The sequence below is a fragment of the Clostridium sp. AM33-3 genome (genome assembly GCF_003480315.1).
In the GTDB taxonomy this organism is placed as follows: Bacteria; Bacillota; Clostridia; order Lachnospirales; family Lachnospiraceae; genus Brotaphodocola.
On sequence record NZ_QUIV01000014.1, the window covers coordinates 1 to 1418 of the forward strand.

1 protein-coding gene and 1 pseudogene are annotated in these 1418 nt (G+C 47.6%); both read right to left on the reverse strand.

Annotated elements, in window-relative coordinates:
* Positions 1 to 356: 356 nt before the first annotated feature.
* Positions 357 to 1109 carry a tRNA threonylcarbamoyladenosine dehydratase gene (locus DW819_RS09410; RefSeq protein ID WP_118733068.1) on the reverse strand — a complete coding sequence of 251 codons (753 nt, stop codon included), beginning with the start codon at positions 1107 to 1109 and terminating at the stop codon, positions 357 to 359.
* 15 nt (positions 1110 to 1124) lie between these two features.
* Positions 1125 to 1349 (reverse strand): annotated as a pseudogene (locus DW819_RS09415) (AzlD domain-containing protein); the annotation flags it as partial.
* Positions 1350 to 1418: the final 69 nt, after the last annotated feature.

Here is a 1418-nt window from a genome sequence, read left to right on the forward strand (position 1 = left end):
GGTTATTCTACGATAATAATAAACGCAGCCAGAACGTTGCTGACGAAAGCCTGTAATCCGGCTTTTATCTGATAGTAGCGTTCTGGCTGCGTTAGCTTTTTATGGAAGAGTTAATATGGGCTGTAGCTACTGTTTTTTAGCGAAGCCAATACAGCAGGAAGTGAATGAGACCGCCTTCCGGGATTTTCAACATATCAGGTGTTTGCATCTTGAGCACACACGTCCGAATGTGGCGGATGTTAATCCGACACAGGCGAACGCGTGTTAGCGAGAGCAAGCAAACAACGATATGTGAAAATAGAGGAAGGCAGTCTCTTTCACTTCCGGACCTTTATTCAGCTTTGTAACTCAAATTTTTATTTTGCCAGATCTTTGATGACTTCTGACGCAATGATCAGCCCCACTACGGACGGAACAAATGCAGTGGAACCCGGGATAGCCCGGCGCTCGGTGCATTTATGCTCGGCTCCAGGCGGACAGATGCAGTGATTTTTGCAGCTGATGGACATGTCCTCAATTGGTCTGATCGGCTGTTCTTTGGAGTACACGACCTTCAGTTTTTTGACACCGCGCTTTTTCAGCTCCCGACGCATGACCTTTGCCAGCGGACAGACAGAAGTTTTATAGATATCCGCCACTTCAAACATAGCCGGATTCAATTTATTTCCGGCTCCCATGCTGCTGATGACCGGCACCTGTTTCTCCTGTGCTTCCATGACAAGCTGAAGCTTTGCCGTTACCGTATCCACTGCATCAATCACATAGGAATACTTGGAAAAATCAAAATCATCTTTCGTCTCCGGCAGATAAAAGCATTTGTGAGTGGTGACCTTGCAGTCCGGGTTGATATCATGGATGCGCTCTTCCATCACGTCTACCTTATATCTTCCAACGGTTTTTCTGGTGGCTATGATCTGACGGTTTAAGTTGGTCAGGCACACCTTATCGTCATCGATGATATCTATGGCTCCCACACCACTGCGCACCAGTGCCTCCACAGCATAACCGCCTACTCCACCGACACCAAACACGGCGACTCTGGACTGCGACAGCCGCTCCATGGCTTCTTTCCCAAATAATAATTCTGTTCTTGAAAACTGATTTAACATCGTATTTCCCTTTCTCTAAATCATATGTACCAACGCCATGTACACCACCGTTCCCACGGTGATGCTCAAAATGGAACTCTTCTTCCAGAGATGAACCATTGCTGTCACCGCAACACCTGCAAGCAGAATCAGATTGTCCTGAAGCGCGGACTCCGGAATACTCTTTAGGCAGTATACCACAAGAGTAGCCATAATTGCCATAGGAAATACCTTACCCAGATATTCCATCTGTTTTGGAAGCTCTCTCTTAGATCGAGTAGGAGGCGGCTATCGCCGCCGACCTCTCACACCACCGGACATGCGGTTCCG

What these genes read in the sequence shown, in the direction of transcription:
- DW819_RS09410 (WP_118733068.1), bottom strand. Translation starts at nt 1,109, where the DNA reads ATGTTAAATCAGTTTTCAAGAACAGAATTATTATTTGGGAAAGAAGCC.